Raw genomic sequence first — 12,775 nt, forward strand, 5'->3', positions numbered from 1 at the left:
AGGAAAAAGTATGCGCTACACTTTCTTGCTCTACACCGATCCTGCGGATCTCTCAGATATGACGCCCGAGGATTGGCAAGCCGAAAAGGAAGTCTACGGGGCTTACATCGGAGCATTGCAAAAGGCCGGGGTCTTCGTCGATACGGATTGGCTGCAACCTGTACATTCGGCCACCACCTTGTCACTGAAAGGTGGAACCAGGCAGGTTCAGGATGGACCTTTCGCCGATACGAAGGAAACGCTTGGCGGATATTTTGTCATTGATGTTCCGGACCTGGATGCAGCCATGGTGTGGGCCCAGAAATGTCCTGCTGCCAAGACCGGAAAGGTCGAGATTCGGGCCTCCGCCATGGGGGGTGAATGACAGATGCCGCTCGCGCAGCCGAACTGGCTGCGCGAGGGTCTTATGGTCGGCTGCTGGCGCTCCTGTCGTCTCGCACGCACGATATCGCACTCGCCGAGGATGCACTGGCAGAGGCATTTGCAAGAGCGCTCAGCCATTGGCCGGCGCACGGAATTCCGGACAACCCGGATGCCTGGCTGTTGACCACTGCACGAAACCGGTTGACGGACAGTCAGCGGCGACAGTTCCGTTTTCCGACCGTGAACGAGATACCGGATATGCCCTCGTCCGAGCTTGCTGACGGCTCAATCCCGGACCGGCGCCTGTCACTCCTGATGGTTTGCGCGCATCCGGCAATTGCCCAGGATCTGCACGTTCCCCTGATGTTGCAAACCGTTCTTGGTCTGGAAGCGAAAACCATTGCGCGGCTCTTTTTGATCTCACCTGTCGCGCTGTCCAAGCGACTGGTTCGGACCAAGGCCAAGATCCGGGACGCTGGAATACCCTTCGCGCTTCCCTGCGACGACGCCCTGCGGGAACGCAGTACGGCAATTCTTGAGGCGCTTTATGCCTTGCATGCGCATGACTGGCAGGATCCCGCAGAAAATCTTGGCGACGAGGCATTCTATCTCGCAGATCTGCTGGGACGTCTGATAGTGGACAATGCGGAAGCTCTTGGCCTTGCCGCCCTGATCGCCTTCAGCCATGCGCGGGCGCGTGCACGCATTGTCGATGACATGCTGGTTCCCACTGACGAGCAGGATGTGACGCTCTGGAACGACGCGCTGATAAGATACGGCAAGCGGCAATTGCACTGCGCCTATGTGAAGTCGTCAGTTGGCAGGTTCCAGATCGAGGCAGCTATCGAATCTGTTCATATTGCGAGGAAGGAAACCGGCTCCACCGATTGGCTGGCGCTGAACAAACTCTATGTCGCGCTTCTCAAAATCGCTCCTTCTGTCGGGAGCCTGGTTGCGCAGGCGGTAGTCACCGGGCGGCTTCATGGACCTCGGGCTGGGCAGGAAGCCCTGGATGCGGCGGAAACCGTGACCGGTTCCGGATACCAGCCACTCTGGGCAGCGCGTGCGGACTTACAGGCCCGGGCGGGAAATCACCTCGCAGCGGCAAAAAGTTACGACAAAGCGATTTCGCTCGCCACAGACGGTCCGACAATCAATCTGCTTGCCAGGAAACGGGCGCAGGAACTGAATAAATAGCGTGTGTTATGCTACGCTCGGATTGGACCAGTTTCCCGGTTTGAACGGGGTGTGAAGGGCACGTTCAACCAGTGTCAGGTGATCCTGTCCGTAAAACGGGTCGCCATCGACGAAATAGGTGGGGGAGCCGAAGACGTTGTTCGACACTGCCCATTCAGTGTTTTTCCGCAGCGTTTCTTGAACTTCCCGAGAGGCGGCCCTTTCCAAATGCGTCTCGGCATCGAGGCCCATTTCCGTTGCAATTCTTCCAAGAGCTGCCTGATCCGACAGGTCCACGTCGTCACGCCAATGTGCCTGAAGCAGATTGTGAGCCATCCGGTCAGTCATCGGCCCGGTTTCTCCCAGGGCGATGATCATGCCCGAGGCGAGGCTGTAATCTGCATCGTGCCGGCTTGGTCGATAGTTGATTATGGGCACCTCACGATACTCCGCCCATCTTTCAATCTCGCGTCCGAAAAAGTAGTCGACGTGCTGCTGCGTGCGCTTGCGGAAAGACTGTCCGCGCTGAGCGTCGACAACGGGCGATAGCAAGACGGGTTTGTGGATCAAGACGACGTCGGCGCTCTTGCAGATCCGCATAAGCTCGGAAGATCCGAGATAGGCGTAGCCGGAATGCGCAGAATAGACATATTCGATGACGGGCATGTAATTCCCTCGGATTTTGCGGGCTATGGTCTTTCGTGGGTCAGCGTAAAGCGAACCGGTCGCCTGATACTGCAATGGCCGGTTCGCCGGGCACGCAGCTTCAGCGCTCAACGCGTGCCAGCGCAAGCCCGATACCGGCACCGACAAACAACGCACCGGTCAGTTTGTGCCGGAGACGGCCCAGTTGCATGACGAGAGGCCTGGAAACATTTGCCGCCACGACCCACAACATATCGCCGGCAAAGACGATCGAAAGATAGATGGCAGCGGCCACCGCCATGTGACCCGCGGTCGGATCGTTTCCCGTGAACTGGGGGAGGAAAGCTGCGATGAAGATCAACGTTTTCGGGTTTGCAATTGCAAGCAGCAGGCCCTGCAGGAACAGGCGACCCATCGTTCCGCCGGTTGCCTTCGGCCGTTCAATGTCGTCTATCCCCTGGCGCCACGCGCACACGCCAAGATAGACCAGGTAAAGGACACCAGCCCATTTCAGCCAGATGAGCGTACTTGCCGCGACCTGAAGTAACGCGGACAGGCCGAGAACGACGATTGCCAGCTGGATTGCGATGCCGATTGTCGTGCCGACCACTGTTGCGCAGCCGTAGCGGGCGCCATGCGTCAGAGTGTTCGCGACGAACAGGGCGACGTTGGGTCCGGGAATTGCCACAAGTGCGGCTGTCGCGGTTGCCAGAAGAAATGCAGAGGTAAGATCCATGATTTCTTTCTAGCAGAGGCTGCAGGTCGCGCAAACATCGGATCAGGTTGATTGGTGGCTATGCCCCAGTGTTCGAAACCGGTCCAGGAAAGGGTAAGCACAGGTCATTGGGATGTCGGTCCTCCGTGGCCCGTTGCATTGCTGCCAAGCCTGGTAAATCTCAAGATTGACGGCAGAGATCGCCATGTGTCGAGGTAAGGTCTCGCGGACGGAAGTCCGTCAATGGCCGGCCCTCGGCAAAGCACCTGAACGTCTGGCTTCTTGACTGTCCATGACGCTCTCATGCTGCAAGGCAGTACGAATTGAAAATGATGAGCGTGGAGAAATGCAAAAAGGGCGGCCCGAGAGCCGCCCTTTTCGTAAGACATTTGAGCGTCGGGCTTCTTAGAAGCCCATGCCGCCCATACCGCCCATGTCGCCACCTGGCATTGCCGGGGCTGCTTCTTTCTTCGGAAGCTCTGCGACCATTGCTTCGGTTGTGATCAGGAGGCCGGCAACGGATGCTGCATCCTGAAGAGCCGTACGAACAACCTTGGTCGGGTCGATGATGCCGGCTTCGATCATGTTGACGAATTCTTCGGTCTGAGCGTTGAAGCCGAATGTGTCGTCATCGTTCTCCTGGATCTTGCCAACGACGATGGAACCTTCAACACCAGCGTTTTCGACGATCTGGCGGATCGGGGATTCCAGGGCACGCAGAACGATCTTGATGCCGGCTGCGATGTCGGAATTTGCAGAAGTCAGTTTGGCGACAGCATTCTTTGCACGAAGCAGAGCAACACCACCACCTGCAACGATGCCTTCTTCAACAGCAGCACGAGTTGCGTTCAGAGCATCATCGACGCGGTCTTTTTTCTCTTTCACTTCGATTTCGGTCGCACCGCCAACGCGGATTACTGCAACACCACCTGCGAGTTTCGCCAGGCGCTCCTGAAGTTTCTCGCGGTCGTAATCGGAAGTGGTTTCTTCGATTTGCGCCTTGATCTGCCCGACGCGGCCATCGATGTCTTCCTTGGAACCGGCACCGTCAACGATGGTCGTGGTTTCCTTGGTGATGGCAACTTTCTCGGCGGTGCCGAGCATGTCGAGAGAAACGTTTTCCAGCTTGATGCCGAGATCTTCGGAGATCACGGTACCACCTGTCAGGATCGCGAGGTCTTCCAGCATGGCCTTGCGGCGGTCACCGAAGCCAGGAGCCTTGACAGCAGCAATTTTCAGGCCGCCGCGCAGCTTGTTGACAACCAGGGTTGCCAGTGCTTCGCCTTCAACATCTTCAGCGATGATGAGGAGCGGGCGGGAAGACTGTACGACAGATTCCAGGATCGGCAGCATGGCCTGCAGGTTGGAGAGTTTCTTCTCGTGCAGCAGGATGAACGGCTTTTCCAGGTCAGCCAGCATCTTGTCGGCATTGGTGACAAAGTACGGAGAAAGGTAGCCGCGGTCGAACTGCATGCCTTCAACGACTTCCAGCTCGGTTTCCAGGGACTTGGCTTCTTCGACGGTGATAACACCTTCGTTGCCGACCTTCTGCATGGCTTCGGCAATGTCCTGACCGACCTGCTCGTCACCGTTTGCGGAAATGGTGCCGACCTGTGCAACTTCTTCGGAAGTTGTGATGGTCTTGGAAGCAGATTCCAGCGCTCTGACGGCTTCAGCAGCAGCCATGTCAACGCCGCGCTTCAGATCCATCGGGTTCATGCCGGCTGCAACAGCCTTGGCGCCTTCCTTGACGATGGACTGGGCCAGAACGGTCGCTGTGGTCGTGCCGTCACCAGCGATGTCGTTGGTTTTGGAAGCGACTTCGCGCACCATCTGGGCGCCCATGTTTTCGAACTTGTCTTCCAGTTCGATTTCCTTGGCAACCGATACACCGTCCTTGGTGATGCGCGGTGCGCCAAAGGCCTTGTCGAGCACGACATTCCGGCCTTTCGGGCCGAGGGTCACCTTGACGGCATTTGCGAGAGTGTCAACGCCGCGGAGCATGCGCTCACGGGCGTCGGAGGAGAATTTTACTTCTTTAGCAGACATAGGGTCGTCTCACCTAAATTGAGAAATGGAGGAGATCAGAAGCGGTTCGCTGTTTGATTAAGCGATCACGCCCATGATGTCGGATTCCTTCATGATCAGCAGGTCTTCACCGTCGATTTTGACTTCGGTGCCAGACCACTTGCCGAACAGAACGCGGTCGCCTGCCTTGACGTCGAGCGCAACGATCTCGCCGTTGTCTTTACGGGCGCCGGTGCCGATAGCGATGATCTCGCCTTCCTGCGGCTTTTCCTTGGCGGTGTCTGGAATGATGATTCCGCCGGCAGTCTTCTCTTCAGAGTCTACGCGGCGAACGACGACACGGTCGTGCAATGGACGAAATGCCATAAGACTGTTTCCTCTCATGAGCGCGCCCCACGCAATTGGCAGCGCGCGAGACATGATTTCTGGGTTGAACTAAGCAGGAGACCTTGATCCCTGCTGCGTACTAGCACTCCCTCAAGGCGAGTGCTAACAGCGCCTTGGATTTATGCAGCAACGTCCAGATTGTCAATGGTTTGTGAGGAGAATTTAATCTTCACTTGGCGCAGATTTGCGCAATGGCGTGATTCCTGATCAAGGAACCTTGAATTAAACCGACGCGGAGCGCGCGCTCGTGTCTCCGAACGTTCCGTTATTTGGGATCGGCAATTGTAAATGGCAAGGTGAATCCGGCTACTTTTCCGCCCTCATCATCGCTAAATCGGGTTTCTAGCTGATAGTCGCCGGCCGGCAACCCGCTGAACTGGAAGGAAAGGGCTGCGGCAAGTTCGCGTTGCTTGGATCGGCCCTCACCGGAAAACACGGCGAAATTGTCCTGCTCGGCCAGGACCTGACCCGACAGGTTCACGAGCCTGTAGCTTGCTGTGAGTTCAAACGCGTAGATGCCGTCGGTCTGGCTGAAGGAATATCCGATCGGCTCGGCATAGATGGAAAGGACGTCGTCTTCCTGAAAGATGGCATCTTTGTGCGGAGTATATTGTCCGTATGCGGTTCCACCGTCTTGCGTGAAAGTTGCAACCGAGAATGCAAGTCCGTTGGCTTCCCAGGCTGCATCATAAGCTGTCAGTGCGTCCGTGAACGCTTTTGAGGGAGTGGAGACAGTTTCAGCTTGAACACTTGCTGTGCAAATCCCCGTATAAATCCCCGTTGCCAGGAGGATAGCAGAGGCACCTCGCCGGGATACACGTTTTCCTGTCAGCATTTTCACTTCCCCGCACGCCCTTATGTCTTGTCGTTTCTTGGCGATTTCGCCGATATAGACCGACTTTTGACGATAGACAAGAAAATGTGTGCAATGCAGTAAACGGATAGCCGGTTAAAGGCTGCGTGCCGTCCAGGATTGACGTTTCCGATAGATAGTGGAGGGACTGATTTCCAGTGCCGCCGCCGCCATGGCGATGTTTCCGTCGAACGCATCGAGGGCGTCTTCGATAATCCGCCGTTCCTGGGCCCACAGGGGCTCGATGGACCCGAAGGGACGGCTTGGAACGCTCACGCGCGACCTTTCCCTGGAAAGATCGATGATTGCATTCGGCCGACTGCTTTGATCGCGGATTACCATCGGCAGCATGTCATAGGTGACGGCTGCACCATCATTCATGACAACCATCTGTCGAATGGTGTTTTCAAGTTGCCGGACATTGCCGGGCCAGCCGTAGGACAAGATCCGCGTTTCGGCGTCGGCGTCGAACCCCTTGAAATTCCGCCGTTCTTCGCTGGAGTACCTGTCAAGGAAAGTCTCCGCAAGCGGCAGGATATCGTCGCGGCGTTCCCGCAGCGGCGGCAGGTGGACCGGTAGGACGTGAAGACGATAATAAAGGTCTTCACGGAAACGACCGGCCGTGATCTCGGCAACCGGATTGCGGTTCGTCGCGCAGATGATACGTGCATCCACCTTGCGGGACTGTGTGTCACCCAGCCGTTGAAAACTTCCGGTTTGAAGAAACCTTAAAAGCTTGCTTTGCAGCAGCAGGTCCATTTCGCCGATCTCGTCGAGAAACAGTGTTCCGCCATCGGCTTGTTCCGCGGCGCCGGCCCGATTTTCCGATGCGCCCGTGAAGGCACCGCGCATGTACCCGAATATTTCGCTTTCGATCAGGTCCCGGGGGATGGCGGCACAGTTCAGCGTGACAAACCGGTTGGGATGACGATCGGACAGGTCATGGATCGCGTTTGCACACAGTTCCTTGCCGGTTCCAGACTCGCCGGTGATGAACACCGGCGCCTGCGAGGGCGCCATGCGTCTTATCTGATCATGGACGTCGCGCATTTGAAGCGAAACACCGATCAGGCGATCCAGGCCCGTTTGTACAACGATTGAGATTTCAGATCGCGACTTCAGGGCTTGGCGTTCCGGCACGCGAATAGGCTCCTTCGGCAATGCGGCCTCGACGGGAGCGGGCGCCAGAACAGGTCTGCGCTGTTTGAGCTGAAACATGATCTTGGTGGCAAGTGCATCAAGCGAGAACGGTTTGGTCAGGAAGTCATGGGCACCCGATCGCATCGCACTGACCGCACGCGATACCGATCCTTTTGCCGATACGGCGATGATTACGGCCTTCGGACATCTTACGGCATAGGCTTCAAGGGCTTCGTCACCGCCAATAGTTTCCAGGTCTATGATAAGAACGTCGGTTGACTTGTCCGCCAGATCCTGAAGGCAGGACGCTGAGTCCGTGTAGAGGATCGGATCGGCGCAGGAGGCGGATATTTTCGCGCAAACGGCGGATGTGCGAGCTGCCTCCGAGGCCGATGCATCGAGTACACGTACAATCACAGGCAAATGGTTGCCCTCAATACTCCCCATTGCTGGGTAACTCCCATCGCTTGATCCGGGTCCTTCGAATATCGAAAGATTCGTCACCCTGATAATTCTCCGAACAGGGTAAACAAAGCGTTGTCAGATGACGCATTTTGCAGTTTTTACGGAGAAAACTGATCGGACCAGCGAGTTATCCTAAGCGCCCACAAGGAGACCGGCAAGAAAACCACCCGCCGCGAGTGCGAGAGCAATCGGAAGCGATACCTGTATCCGGAGGAGTCGCGGGAGTGGAGATTCCCGCTGATTTGGAAATGTGCGTTGGGAGCTGCCCTGCAAGGGGTTCGCGTTTTCCACGCCTTGTGCCGTACCTGCCTGACCGATGGAATTCGAATTCGCGAGGCTTTGCTCAGCATCAGAGCGACCTGCTTGACCGTCCGCAGAAACAGGGGAATGCAGGTCCTCGAACGGTCGGCTGTCTTCCGCGGCCTTGTTCTCGCTCGTGACAGCGTCCTGCTGATTGGCTGCTGTTCCCGAATCTGCCACCGATTTCACGGAGGTGAACGCTGGTGCGTAACTTCCCTTGGGGATCGTGATACGGACAGGGGAGGAGGCACCCGAACCCTCATAGTATTTCGTGAGCCGGCGACGGAGCCGGGCGGCTTCCACCCTTACTATCGGGTCGGTGACCGGGTTGAAATCCGTTGCACGTCCAAGGGCTTCCACGGCGATCGTGTACCCCTTGATCTTTTCATGCTTGTTTTCCAGCGACGCGTGGACGACAAATTCCAGGAACGATCTGAGTTGAGGTGCCGAGCGAAATTCCGCGCTTTCGAGGGCATCGGTCAATGCCGACCGGGCCTGCCTCTCGTTGCACGGCAGGACGGAGGCATCGGAATTGGGTGCCGGGTGCGCATCGGGGACTTTTGCGGAATCGGCCTGAGCAGACGAGTGGCTGCCTCGGCGGTCATCCTGTGCCTTTCGGGTGGAAGCGTTCCGGGTCGTCTGCTCGGCGGTGTGCATGCCAGTCCCCTTATGGTAACCGGTTCCTTCTGCACCACGACATTTTGCCCGCCATAATTTTAACCAAGTCTATGGTGATTGCAAATCCCTAGCATTCCTGTTCGGCAGATACAGCAGCTGACACCGCTTCCGCGCTGCACCGGTTTCCGACCTGCCCGGTATCGCGCATGAAACGAAAAAACAGTGGGTTTGGTGATGCATAGTCGGGGACAAGTCGGCAATTCGATGCCTCACAGAGGCTTGCGGATTCGGATGTGCCTGTTTCTTAAGGCATGATTAACCGGTAAATTTTGATTCGGGTCGGAACTTTCAGACATCATGGGTCGAACGGGGACCATCTTTGTAGCAATATGCATGGCGATCATCGCGTTGTCGTCCGCAATCGTGCTGATTTTTCAGTTCGGGCGGCCGTTCGGTGAAGCCGTTTCGCTGTCGCTCGCACTGATGTGCACGATGATTCTGATCCATCTTCTGATCGGCCGTGCGCGTGATCGTGGAGCGGTGAGCGTTGCGGTGGACCGTCTCGAGGACCGAATGGCCGACCTTGATGAGGATGTCGGTAATCTCGAGGGGCGGTTGACGGGAATGGAACATACCATGCCTCGCCGGACCCGCGCGGAAATCGATCCCTTGTTCGCCGAGGTGGAAGTGCTCGGCACTCTGGTGAAACAGATGGCGGAAGCCATGTCCGATCTGGAAACCCGGGTGGAAGATCAACAGGCACTTGCTCCACCGCCGCGGGCGCCCAATCTTCCGCATTATCCGCAGGCCCGGCCCGCTGTGCAGGCGCATGAAGCGGGCATTCCGCCCTCATACGCACCTGCCCCCCCCAGCCCGCCTCCGTACAACCCTGTACATGCTGAACCGAGAGTGCCGCCTCAGCTGCATCCGATGCCGCAGCACGAGCCCGAGCATCCGCCTGTTGATCACATGAACTGGCAGGCTCCAGCTCCACAGGCGCCAGCGCCACAGGTACCGGCTCCACAGTCGCCTGAAACGCACGGCCATGGCGACATGGCGGAATGGGACCGGCGATATGGTGTTCATGGCGAAAGACCCCGTGAAGAAGACACCATGGTGCCGGCACCGAGGCCTGAACCTGCGTTTGATTTCGGCGATGAAGTGACGTCTCAAGCGGACTTTCAGGCAAAAGATGTCGAAACAGTTCAGCCACCTCGCCCGCAACCCAACATGGCAATGCGGGAATTGATAACTTCCGCGCTCAATGCCAACAGGGTAGAGCTGCACTTGCAGCCGATCGTCACCTTGCCGCAGCGACAGGTCAAGTACTATGAAGCCTTCACGCGCCTCCGCGATGCAGAAGGCAATGCGATAGCAGCAACGGCATTTCTGCCCGAAGCGGTGCTGTCGGGCCAGATCGCCCGCATAGACAACCTGTTGCTGTTCCGTGCCGTCCAGGTCATACGTCGTTTGACTTCCCGCAATCGCAATGCGGTTCTGTTCTGCAATATTTCCCTGGTTTCGCTTGTCGATGAAACTTTTTTCCCGGGGTTTCTGGAATTCGTGAAATCCAATAGGGATTTTGCCGATGTGCTCGTCTTCGAATTCTCCCAGGGCGATGTCGCCGAGATGGGAGCGATGGAGCTCGAGAGCCTGAACGCTCTATATGAAGTCGGTTTCCGGTTCTCGATCGACCGGATCAACGACATGAAAATGGACTTCAATTCTCTGGCCGGGCGTGGCTTCAAATACGGCAAGCTCCATGCTGACTATCTGATCGGTCGCCGGGAAGCCAAGCACGGTCACATTCATCCCTCGGACTTCGGCGATCTGCTGCATCGTTACGGCATGGAACTGATCACCGATCACGTCGAGACGGAATCGCAGGTTCTGGAATTGCTCGACTACGATGTGAAACTTGCCCAGGGCAACCTGTTTTCTCCGCCGCGTCCCGTCCGGGCAGAAGTCCTGCAGGGCGCGCCGGCTCCCAGAAAGTCGGCGGCAGGCTGATCTGGCGCAATCGTTCAAACCGGTTGTGTGGAATGCAGGACGTTTTTCAATTCCTTAAATGCATGATCGGGAACGCCTTTCCTCGCAGATGTCGTTCCCGAAATGGGCCGGAACGCGGATCTGGCTGGTGTCGCACGGAAGAGTCGTTTTGTGGTTGCTAGTTCGCGCTTATTAGAGGGTTCACTCCCTTTTTTGACAATGCCAAACTGGTCGCAGCCCCGAAAAGCAAGGCCCAGACAGGCGCACCAATTCCGAAAAAGGAGATAGTGGACACAGTGGTCATGAAAGTTACCAATGCGGCTTCTCGCTGCCCGGACTGCAACAGCGCGGTGTTGAGGCTGGTTCCGATGGTATTCATGAGCGCAAGCCCCGCAACCGATACCACAAGCGCCTTGGGAGCAATCAGGAATAGACCGATAACGGCAGCTCCAAGCAAACCGACAAGACAATAAAATGCACCAGCAATGAGGGCCGCCTTGTATCGCGTCAATGGGTTTGCATCGGCTTCCGGACCTGCGCATATCGCTGCAGTTATTGCCGCGAGATTGAATGCGAAACCTCCAAACGGGGCAAGCAGAACTGTGGTCATCCCGGTGACCGTCATGCTCGCGGAAACCGGCGGTTGGTATCCTGCTGATTTCAAGGCAATGATGCCGGGCATGTTTTGCGAGGTCATCGTGACCACGTAGAGGGGCAGGCCGACCCCGATGAGTGCGGCCATGGAAAACTCGGGCATGACAAAGACCGGTCGAGCGATTGAAAACGCAAATTCGACATCGGTGTGGAAGGCGCCTGCGATCCAGCAAAAAAAGATGCCGGTCGCCAATACCGAAGGTATCGCATATCGCGAAAACCATCGCTTTCCTGCAAGATACGTCAGGCACATGACCGCGACGAGCGCCATGTCCTCTTCCATTGACGAAAAAACACCCAAACCAAAGCGAAACAGAATTCCTGCCAACATGGCACTGGCGATCGCATCAGGTATCAGATGCGACAGTTTCTCAAACCAGCCGGTCAATCCGGTCAGCGTCAGTAACGCGCCGCAAACCAGAAAGGCGCCAATGGCTTCACTCATGGGAATGCCATCAAGACCAATGACCAGCAAAGCCGCCCCCGGTGTTGACCATGCGGTCAGGATTGGCATCCGATAGCGCCAGGACAGTGCAACGCCGCTTAACCCGGTTCCCAGCCCCAGGACCAGCATCCAGCTGTTGGCCTGCAACTGCGTGGCTCCAAGCTTGTCAATGGCTTGAAATATGATCGCCACGCTGCCGGTGTAGCCGACCAGTACCGCGATGGATCCCGAGACAAGATGTGAAAGTTTCAGACCGGCAATCATATCTGTCGTGCCTTTGCGGTTCGGGAAAGCTAAGCTTGGACACGTGGGACCATACTCTGCGATTGTTCGTTATAACGTACGTTCGTTATAACGAACAAGAGATTCAGGCAAATGACAGACAAAAAAATTCAAATCAAACTCAAGGCCGCTCGATTGAAGTCCGGGCTAAGCCTGTCGAGGACCGCGGAGCTGACTGGCGTCAGCAAAGCGATGCTTCATCAGATCGAACGCGGCGACTCGAGCCCGACCATCGCGACCTTGTGGAAATTGGCGAAGGGGTTTCACTTGCCTCTCACAGCCTTCATTGAAGACATGATCCAGACCGGTGATACCTTTACACCTGCCCGCAAGGAGTTAATCAGCTTTCCGGGAAGCATCGGTTTTCACACCGTATTTCCCTTCGACCCGGTTTTCGGTTCTGAGACGTTTCTTGTGACATTGGAAGCAGAACAGACACACACCTCGAACTCACACGATGTCGGTGTGGTCGAGGATGTGTTCGTGACCAAGGGAGAGATGGAAATCTTGTTCGACGGCCGCTGGAAACGCTGCCGCTGCGGTGACGGTCTGAGATTTCGTGCAGATCAACCCCATGGATATCGAAATCTTCACGATGAGCAGGCCCAGTTTCACAACACCTTGCACTATCCCAAAACAACATTGTTTGAGGTAACAGGCGAAGACTGAAAACCAGAAGGCCTAACGTTCCGTTTTCAGGGAAACTGCGGCAGAC

12 protein-coding genes are annotated in these 12,775 nt (G+C 56.5%); 4 read left to right on the top strand and 8 right to left on the bottom strand.

Annotated features, from left to right (window positions below; translation table 11 throughout):
* Window positions 1-10 precede the first annotated feature (10 nt).
* Window positions 11-364, top strand: coding sequence for a YciI family protein (locus LA5095_RS00695; protein ID WP_055111083.1), 354 nt, complete (start codon window positions 11-13; stop codon window positions 362-364).
* Window positions 361-1,560: an RNA polymerase sigma factor gene (locus LA5095_RS00700; protein ID WP_082442706.1), complete on the top strand. Its 1,200-nt coding sequence runs from the start codon at window positions 361-363 to the stop codon at window positions 1,558-1,560. The genes LA5095_RS00695 and LA5095_RS00700 overlap by 4 nt, the downstream gene beginning before the upstream one ends.
* 6 nt (window positions 1,561-1,566) lie before the next feature.
* Here LA5095_RS00700 and LA5095_RS00705 read toward each other — a convergent pair whose 3' ends face one another.
* From LA5095_RS00705 to LA5095_RS00735, 7 genes are all read right to left on the bottom strand, one after another.
* Window positions 1,567-2,205 carry a 2-hydroxychromene-2-carboxylate isomerase gene (locus LA5095_RS00705; RefSeq protein WP_055111085.1) on the bottom strand — a complete coding sequence of 213 codons (639 nt, stop codon included), beginning with the start codon at window positions 2,203-2,205 and terminating at the stop codon, window positions 1,567-1,569.
* Between the two features lie 100 nt (window positions 2,206-2,305).
* A complete protein-coding gene (locus LA5095_RS00710; protein ID WP_055111087.1) occupies window positions 2,306-2,920 on the bottom strand; it encodes a LysE family translocator in 615 nt (204 codons plus the stop codon).
* A gap of 384 nt (window positions 2,921-3,304) precedes the next feature.
* Window positions 3,305-4,948 (bottom strand): chaperonin GroEL, encoded by a 1,644-nt coding sequence (gene groL / locus LA5095_RS00715; RefSeq protein WP_055111088.1) that lies wholly within the window; start codon window positions 4,946-4,948, stop codon window positions 3,305-3,307.
* A gap of 57 nt (window positions 4,949-5,005) precedes the next feature.
* A complete protein-coding gene (gene groES / locus LA5095_RS00720; RefSeq protein WP_029063691.1) occupies window positions 5,006-5,293 on the bottom strand; it encodes a co-chaperone GroES in 288 nt (95 codons plus the stop codon).
* Window positions 5,294-5,579: 286 nt separating this feature from the next.
* Window positions 5,580-6,149, bottom strand: coding sequence for a hypothetical protein (locus tag LA5095_RS00725; protein WP_055111090.1), 570 nt, complete (start codon window positions 6,147-6,149; stop codon window positions 5,580-5,582).
* Window positions 6,150-6,263: 114 nt separating this feature from the next.
* Entirely contained in the window at window positions 6,264-7,754 is a 1,491-nt protein-coding gene (locus LA5095_RS00730) for a sigma-54 dependent transcriptional regulator (RefSeq protein WP_055111093.1), read from the bottom strand.
* A gap of 150 nt (window positions 7,755-7,904) precedes the next feature.
* Window positions 7,905-8,729, bottom strand: coding sequence for a hypothetical protein (locus LA5095_RS00735; RefSeq protein ID WP_055111095.1), 825 nt, complete (start codon window positions 8,727-8,729; stop codon window positions 7,905-7,907).
* 354 nt (window positions 8,730-9,083) lie between these two features.
* Here LA5095_RS00735 and LA5095_RS00740 point away from each other — a divergent pair, with 354 nt between their 5' ends.
* A complete protein-coding gene (locus LA5095_RS00740; RefSeq protein ID WP_082442707.1) occupies window positions 9,084-10,700 on the top strand; it encodes an EAL domain-containing protein in 1,617 nt (538 codons plus the stop codon).
* Between the two features lie 157 nt (window positions 10,701-10,857).
* Here LA5095_RS00740 and LA5095_RS00745 read toward each other — a convergent pair whose 3' ends face one another.
* Window positions 10,858-12,042, bottom strand: a complete 1,185-nt coding sequence (locus LA5095_RS00745; protein ID WP_055111100.1) for a benzoate/H(+) symporter BenE family transporter — start codon at window positions 12,040-12,042, stop codon at window positions 10,858-10,860.
* A 111-nt stretch (window positions 12,043-12,153) separates the two neighbouring features.
* Here LA5095_RS00745 and LA5095_RS00750 point away from each other — a divergent pair, with 111 nt between their 5' ends.
* The gene (locus LA5095_RS00750) at window positions 12,154-12,729 is read left to right on the top strand and encodes a helix-turn-helix domain-containing protein (protein WP_055111101.1); all 576 of its coding nucleotides are present in this window, start codon (window positions 12,154-12,156) and stop codon (window positions 12,727-12,729) included.
* The last annotated feature ends 46 nt before the right edge of the window (window positions 12,730-12,775 follow it).

Source organism: Roseibium album, assembly GCF_001404515.1.
GTDB lineage: Bacteria > Pseudomonadota > Alphaproteobacteria > Rhizobiales > Stappiaceae > Roseibium > Roseibium album.

Coding starts and splice junctions, on each gene's coding strand:
- LA5095_RS00695 (WP_055111083.1), top strand. CDS start 11: ATGCGCTACACTTTCTTGCTCTACACCGATCCTGCGGATCTCTCAGAT.
- LA5095_RS00700 (WP_082442706.1), top strand. CDS start 361: ATGACAGATGCCGCTCGCGCAGCCGAACTGGCTGCGCGAGGGTCTTAT.
- LA5095_RS00705 (WP_055111085.1), bottom strand. CDS start 2,205: ATGCCCGTCATCGAATATGTCTATTCTGCGCATTCCGGCTACGCCTAT.
- LA5095_RS00710 (WP_055111087.1), bottom strand. CDS start 2,920: ATGGATCTTACCTCTGCATTTCTTCTGGCAACCGCGACAGCCGCACTT.
- groL (WP_055111088.1), bottom strand. CDS start 4,948: ATGTCTGCTAAAGAAGTAAAATTCTCCTCCGACGCCCGTGAGCGCATG.
- groES (WP_029063691.1), bottom strand. CDS start 5,293: ATGGCATTTCGTCCATTGCACGACCGTGTCGTCGTTCGCCGCGTAGAC.
- LA5095_RS00725 (WP_055111090.1), bottom strand. CDS start 6,149: ATGCTGACAGGAAAACGTGTATCCCGGCGAGGTGCCTCTGCTATCCTC.
- LA5095_RS00730 (WP_055111093.1), bottom strand. CDS start 7,754: ATGGGGAGTATTGAGGGCAACCATTTGCCTGTGATTGTACGTGTACTC.
- LA5095_RS00735 (WP_055111095.1), bottom strand. CDS start 8,729: ATGCACACCGCCGAGCAGACGACCCGGAACGCTTCCACCCGAAAGGCA.
- LA5095_RS00740 (WP_082442707.1), top strand. CDS start 9,084: ATGGCGATCATCGCGTTGTCGTCCGCAATCGTGCTGATTTTTCAGTTC.
- LA5095_RS00745 (WP_055111100.1), bottom strand. CDS start 12,042: ATGATTGCCGGTCTGAAACTTTCACATCTTGTCTCGGGATCCATCGCG.
- LA5095_RS00750 (WP_055111101.1), top strand. CDS start 12,154: ATGACAGACAAAAAAATTCAAATCAAACTCAAGGCCGCTCGATTGAAG.